This window comes from Streptomyces tauricus, from assembly GCF_014650955.1.
Classification (GTDB): domain Bacteria; phylum Actinomycetota; class Actinomycetes; order Streptomycetales; family Streptomycetaceae; genus Streptomyces; species Streptomyces tauricus.
In genome coordinates this window covers 23318-29317 of record NZ_BMVY01000058.1, presented here as the reverse complement: position 1 = coordinate 29317, position 6000 = coordinate 23318, and the positions used below count along the sequence as shown (strand labels likewise).

Here is a 6000-nt window from a genome sequence, read left to right as displayed (position 1 = left end):
CTGCATCAACTACCTGACCTACCGGTACTGCGTACTACTGGTGGCCTGTACCAGCGCCACACTTTCGGCAGCCAGCCCCGTCGCCCGCCCTGCGTCCACTCTGGGCTTGGAACCCCACTGCCGAACCTCCCGGTACGCGCGCCCGCAGCCGGCGCCTTTACCGAGGTACTGCTCTGCTGTTGCGCTGCTGGATCATGCGACCCGCACTTGCGGGTACTGCTACCGCGGACTGCGGTCCTGCTCGCGGTGGCCCCTGATCACTGCGGGCCACCCGGTCCGGCCGTCAGTCCCGTCGCCGTCCTGCAACCGCTCTGGCTTCGGAACTCCACCGCCGTACCGTCCTGCATCCTGCAACTACATACCGCTGACCGGCAGTTCATCTCTGCCAGGCCCTGCTGTCTCTCTGGGCTACGAGAAGAACCATACCCAGACCACACCTCAATGTCTACTCTTGCCAGAGTAGATTTTCGTGTATCCGGTAGATGATTAATCGGCCTCGAACAGTGACGTAGACGGAAGCCCGGCTCGCCATCCGGTCACGCCGCCATCAACGAGCCGCACCTGGGCACAAAGTCGGACAGGCGGGGCCGCACGGAGACGAAGAGATCGGGGGCGCCGTGAACCGGGCCGCAGGGTGGGGCTTTGGCACCAGCCATGCGCGCGTGCTGCTGGCCATCGCACGCGATCCCGCTGCCCGGCTCCGCGACATCGCCGCCGCCTGGTGGCACCCGACCACACGGTGACCCCACCAAACAGCCGTAACCAGCAGACGTGAGAGCCCAGGGGCGTGCGGTGCCCGGCTTCCCGCCTCGCTCACTGCCTGCCGGGCAGACAGGGCTGCACAAGGCGCTTGAGTACCGCTCGACAACAGCATGCCGGTGATGGTGAAGGCCGGCGTGTCAGGACTGCCCGCCCGACTCGGACATTACGCCGCCGGCACACGGACCGACGGCGACCTGGTGGTGCTTGCCGACACGGCTCTCACAGCGGACAACGGTGCCCGGCGGACGTAAGAACCCTGTGAGCCGTCCTGGTGGTCCGCACCACCGGCTCTCACTGAGGGCGGCGCCCGCTGACATGTCCGCCGGGATCGCCCAGCAGAGCTATCCGGACAGTGACGCGTTTGCCGACCGGCTCCCGCTGCACCTCAAAACCCGAGCGACCGCCATGACGATCTCCAGACCGTGCTACCCCATGCGGCCCGCTTGGGTGGCCCGGGCCACCGGCAGGACCGGATCGCTGTCCCACACCGACACCTCCACCACAGCCCCGGTGACACGCAGGTCCACCAGCACCGGACCGGGCACGTACTCGCAGGCGTTGGTGACCAGCTCGCCGACCACCAACTGGGTCAAGTCCATCGCCCGCACGGACACCGGCAGACCATGCTCCGCCTGGACGCGGGCGAGGAACCCGGCCGCGCGATGGCGGGCCTGGGCGATGACGACCCCGTCACCGTCCAGGGGCAATGGTGTCCTGGACGGGAACGTCCTGCGGCACCAGCCTGTCCTCACCGCCGAGAGCGGATTCCACCTTGTCCACGTGTGTTCCCCCGTGCACACCTTGGCGCATGCCCCGTCCCCTTCCCCGCCTCTCCCCCACGCATCATGGCTAAATTATCGAACTGCTGTTCGCCGTAACGCCGGGGCAAGCTTTCGGCGCTGATCGAATCGAGCCCCTTCTCATCAGCAAGTACAGCCAAGGAAACGGAACACGGTGACAGGCACCCAGGAACCAGCCCGCCCAAGCCGGCTAGCGGCCGACCACACCACCCTCAACGGCATCCTGGTGGTCACCCTGAGCGGCGAGATCGACCACACCGCCAAGGACCAGTTCAGTAACGCCCTGCTCTCCTGTGACGGTGCGGCGCCCTTGCGGATCGTGGCAGACCTCAGCGAGGTGACCTTCATGGACTCCAGCGGCATCAACATCCTCCTCGCCACCCACCAGAAGGCCAGCAGCAAGCAGGGATGGCTGCGCATCGTCGGCGCCCAACAAGCCGTCCAGCGCGTGCTGCACATCGTCGGCGTGGACCAGATCATCGACTGCCACCCCACCCTCGAACAAGCCCTGACCAGCTGACCGCCTCCTGCGCCCCCTCACGGCGCGCAGCAGTCGACTGGGAGCAGCTGCGCGCAGTCGAGAAAGGCCGGTGCTCGCCGCTCGCGGCGCTGGCCAAGGAGGCCGCCGCGGTGTGACGCCGACGGACCCCGTTCGTTGAACGGGCCTGCGGAGCAAGGACCAAGCCTTAGGGGCCGGTTGAGCCCCGGAGCCTTCGTCGATGGACAGGGATGGCGGCTGTCCCGACTGTCCGTTGTCCGCACTGCCGCTGAAACTGTGGCGGTCACGTCCTACCGATCGGTTGTGGAGCGATAGGTGGTCGCGGCTCAGGAAGTGAGGTGGCGCAGGGCTGAGCGGGAGGGGTCGCGGGTTCGGCGGTCCAGACCGCGAGCTGCTGCTCGGAGTCTCGTAACGTCCCCGCCAGCTCCCCGGCCGGGGCGGTTAGGTGTGCAGGTGGGCGATGATGAGGTCGGGGTCCTTGGTGGTGGCGTAGGTGACGCTCAGGATGTACGCGGCCCTCGCCGCGCAGGGCGGCAGCGGTGGCCTCCCGCTGCTTGGCCGGGCTCGCCACCACATGCCCGGGGTCATCGTCTGGGAGTGGTCCGCCCCGTCCTTGACGGTTGAGAGGCGTCGGTGAGGTCGGCGCCGGTGGTGGCGTCCCTCTGGGAGTGGTTGGTACCGTGCCAGTCCAGGCACATCACGGTCGCGTCGTCCTGCAGGTGACCGTCGTTGGCGTCGACGATCGCCGCGATGAGGGTGCGGGCGGCCTCTCGGGGATGCAGGTCGCGGGTACCCACGATCAGGTCGGACAGATCGAAGTTGCCTGCGTTGCGCTCCAGCACGCCGTCGGTCAGCATCACCAGCCGGTCACCCGGACGCAGGTCCAGCGACTGGACCCGGTAGGTGTGAGGGGCGTCGAAGCCGAACGGCATATCGACCGCCGGAGTGATCTCCCGTACCTGGCCGTCCCGCATCCGCAGCGGCCAGGGGTGCCCGGCGTTGACGAACTCGGTATGGCCGTCGATCAGGCTGATCCGCAGGAGCTGGCCGGTGACGTAGCCCTTTTTGCCGTGCTCGCGCATGGCCTGGTCGGCCTGGCGGGCCTGCTCGGCGAGATCAGCACCGGCCCGCCGGGCCCGGCGCAGGGCGCCCACCGCAAGGGTGGCCAACAGCGCGGCCTGGACATCGTGCCCCATGGCATCAGTGACCGAGAGCTGGACGGTGTCCCGGCCGATCGCGTAGTCGAAGGTGTCACCGCCGACGTGGTCGGCCGGCTCCAGCGCCCCCGCCACCGCGAACTGCGCCGCCTCGCACGCCAGCGACGCCGGGAGCAGCCGGTGCTGGATCTCCGCGGCCAGACTCAGCGGGACGGTCCGGCGGCCCCACTGGTACACGTCGGTGAAAGACCGGTTCGCGATGACGATGTACGCCAGCGCGTGCGCCGCCTCACCGATCTCCCGCATCACCTCCTCGTCCGGCGCCACAGGCAGGAACAGTTCGAGGAGCCCGATGGCGTCCCCGCGGTTGGTCACGGGGGCGACGATCCGCACCGTCACGTCCGCGCCCTTGTCCTCCACACCTGGCTGCTGGGTGCGGATCACGTCGTCGTACAGGGTGCCCCGCAGCGTGATGCGCCGGGCGGGTTCATCAGTGTCCACGCTGCCCGCCGCCCCCAGCCGTACCACGGAACTGCCGGTGAAGTCGGTGATCAGGAACGACACCGACACCGCCCCGAAGCGCTCCTGGAGCATGCGCGCGACCACGTCGAGCGACTCCACCGGCGCCGCGGCCTCCGCCGCCTCCAGCGTCCCCGCCAAAGTCATCGCCCTGCCCCGGCCACGCCCGTCCCGGGGAGGACGAGGGGACTGAGCGCCGTCCGGCTCTCCTACGGTCACAGCGACTCCTCCATTGCTCGATGACGCTCAGGGCTTCGCTCAGAGAGTCGCGGAAGACCCGTTCCAGCCCGGTGCTCGGACAGGTCCCATTGCACCATCGGACCCGGCTGCTGTCCGCCGACACCGTCAGGTGGCTGCGAGGAGGATGGCGGTGTAGTGGGCGGTGAAGGCGGCAATGGTCAGCGTGTGGAAGACCTCGTGGAAGCCGAACCAGGCCGGTGAGGGGTCCGGACGCTTGAGTCCGTAGACGACGGCGCCCGCGGTGTAGAGCAGACCGCCGACGGTGACGAGTACGACTACCGCGGTGCCGCCGGTGCGCGCGAAGTCGGGCAGATTGAAGACGGCCACCCAGCCCAGAGCGATGTAGCACGGGGTGTAGAGCCACCGGGGAGCCCCGATCCACAGGATGCGGAAGGCGATGCCTGCCAGGGCGCCCGCCCACACCACGGTCAACAGCACGAACTGCTTGCTCCCGGGCAGCAGCAGTACCGCCAGCGGCGTGTAGGTGCCGGCGATGATCAGGAAGATGTTCGCGTGGTCCAGCCGTCGCAGAACCGCTTCCCCGCGCGGACCCCACGTGCCGCGGTGGTAGACCGCGCTGGTACCGAACAGCAGACAGGCCGACAGCGCGTACACCGAGCAGGCCGCCACTGACGCGCCGGTACGCGAAACGGCGATCAGGACGATGCCCCCGGCCAACGCCAGGGGGAACACGCCGGCGTGCAGCCAGCCGCGCATCCTCGGCTTCAGCACAGCGGCCGCCCGCTCCACCCCGCCTTCCAGGCCGGCGGCTGTCTGCCCGGCGGCCGGCCGGTCGGTCGCGCCGGCAGGCCCAGCAGTGACGGGGGTAGGCAGGGTGTCGGGCGGGATGCCGGGGCGGGACTCGAAGTCCCGTTCGTGTACCGGCGGCTGGGCATCGTCGGCGATCATGCGCTCATATTCTGAATTCGGGCGGGAGAGTGCGGTCCGGCGCTGTCGCCGTGGAGGGGGGTCAGGCGTCGGCCGGGTGTCGGGGTGCGGGTCGGCGGTGTTCGGCGTTGATGCGCTGCGCTTCTTCGAGCTGGTCCTCGAGGACGATGATGCGGCAGGCGGCCTCGATGGGAGTCCCCTGGTCGACGAGTTCGCGGGCGCGTGCGGCGATGCGCAGCTGGTAGCGGGAGTAGCGGCGGTGGCCGCCCGCGGAGCGCAGCGGGGTGATGAGGCGGGCGTCCCCGATGGCGCGCAGGAAGCCCTGGGTGGTGCCGAGCATTTCGGCCGCCCGGCCCATCGTGTAGGCGGGATAGTCATCGTCGTCGAGACGGCGGTACGAGTCGTCTGCTGTCATCAGACCTCTCTGTGGCACGCGCGGAGGGCCCTGGCGCCGTACGGCGCCAGGGCCCGAAGGAACTGTTTCACCATCTGCCGGCCTTGTTACTGCGCCGGCCTTCTGTGTCCGCACACCCGGCCGAACTGCTGCCGGGAATGCTGGGATCGCGGTTGCTCGACCGGAGACCACCTCACTGTCGATGTCCTGCGGTACCCGGACTCAACAAGCCGCCCGGGCGATCCTGATGGCGCTCAATCCCTCCGTTCATTCCCTCAATGCTGGTACTGCTCCACTGCGTACTGCTGGTGATGCGACCTGCTCCGTGGCCTGTCACAGCGCCACTCTTCGACAGCCAGCCCCGTCGCCCGTCCTGCGTCTGCTCTGGCTTGGAACCCCACTGCCGAACCTCCCGGTGCGCGCGCCCGCAGCCGACGCCTTCACCGAGGTACCACTCACTGACTTCACTGCTGGGTACTGCTCACGGCGGCCCCTGATCACTGCGGGCCACCCGGTCCGGCCGTCAGCTCCGTCGCCGTCCTGCAAAACCCTGGCTTCGGAACTCCACCACCGCACCGTCCTACGCACTGCAACTACACACTGCTGCCCGGCAGTTCGTGTCTGCCAGGCCCTGCTGCCTCTCTGACTACGAGAGAAACCATAACCACACCACCGCCCAATGTCTACTCCAGCAAGCACAGGTTTTCTGCGTGCTCGACGGGGAGGTAATCGGCCATCGAG

General features: G+C 68.6%; 6 protein-coding genes. 1 reads left to right on the top strand and 5 read right to left on the bottom strand.

All coding sequences use genetic code 11. The features are described from left to right. Positions 1-1187 precede the first annotated feature (1187 nt). Positions 1188-1469 carry an ATP-binding protein gene (locus tag IE278_RS40040; protein WP_308434971.1) on the bottom strand — a complete coding sequence of 94 codons (282 nt, stop codon included), beginning with the start codon at positions 1467-1469 and terminating at the stop codon, positions 1188-1190. A gap of 247 nt (positions 1470-1716) precedes the next feature. Between IE278_RS40040 and IE278_RS40035 the strand changes: the two genes are divergently transcribed. Then, the gene (locus IE278_RS40035; protein WP_189779943.1) at positions 1717-2082 is read left to right on the top strand and encodes an STAS domain-containing protein; all 366 of its coding nucleotides are present in this window, start codon (positions 1717-1719) and stop codon (positions 2080-2082) included. 420 nt (positions 2083-2502) lie between these two features. On the opposite strand, the gene IE278_RS40030 is transcribed toward IE278_RS40035, so the two are convergent. The 4 genes from IE278_RS40030 to IE278_RS40015 form a co-directional block, all read right to left on the bottom strand. Further along, positions 2503-2649 (bottom strand): hypothetical protein, encoded by a 147-nt coding sequence (locus IE278_RS40030; protein ID WP_189779942.1) that lies wholly within the window; start codon positions 2647-2649, stop codon positions 2503-2505. Further along, positions 2646-3884, bottom strand: coding sequence for a PP2C family protein-serine/threonine phosphatase (locus tag IE278_RS40025; RefSeq protein WP_189779941.1), 1239 nt, complete (start codon positions 3882-3884; stop codon positions 2646-2648). Before IE278_RS40025 ends, IE278_RS40030 begins: the two co-directional genes overlap by 4 nt. Before the next feature lie 198 nt (positions 3885-4082). Next, on the bottom strand, positions 4083-4886 hold the full coding sequence (gene trhA, locus IE278_RS40020; protein ID WP_246571616.1) for a PAQR family membrane homeostasis protein TrhA: 804 nt from the start codon (positions 4884-4886) through the stop codon (positions 4083-4085). A gap of 61 nt (positions 4887-4947) precedes the next feature. Then, the gene (locus tag IE278_RS40015; protein ID WP_189779940.1) at positions 4948-5280 is read right to left on the bottom strand and encodes a MerR family transcriptional regulator; all 333 of its coding nucleotides are present in this window, start codon (positions 5278-5280) and stop codon (positions 4948-4950) included. Positions 5281-6000 lie beyond the last annotated feature (720 nt).

Coding starts and splice junctions, on each gene's coding strand:
- IE278_RS40015 (WP_189779940.1), bottom strand. CDS start 5,280: ATGACAGCAGACGACTCGTACCGCCGTCTCGACGACGATGACTATCCC.
- IE278_RS40025 (WP_189779941.1), bottom strand. CDS start 3,884: ATGACTTTGGCGGGGACGCTGGAGGCGGCGGAGGCCGCGGCGCCGGTG.
- trhA (WP_246571616.1), bottom strand. CDS start 4,886: ATGATCGCCGACGATGCCCAGCCGCCGGTACACGAACGGGACTTCGAG.
- IE278_RS40030 (WP_189779942.1), bottom strand. CDS start 2,649: ATGACCCCGGGCATGTGGTGGCGAGCCCGGCCAAGCAGCGGGAGGCCA.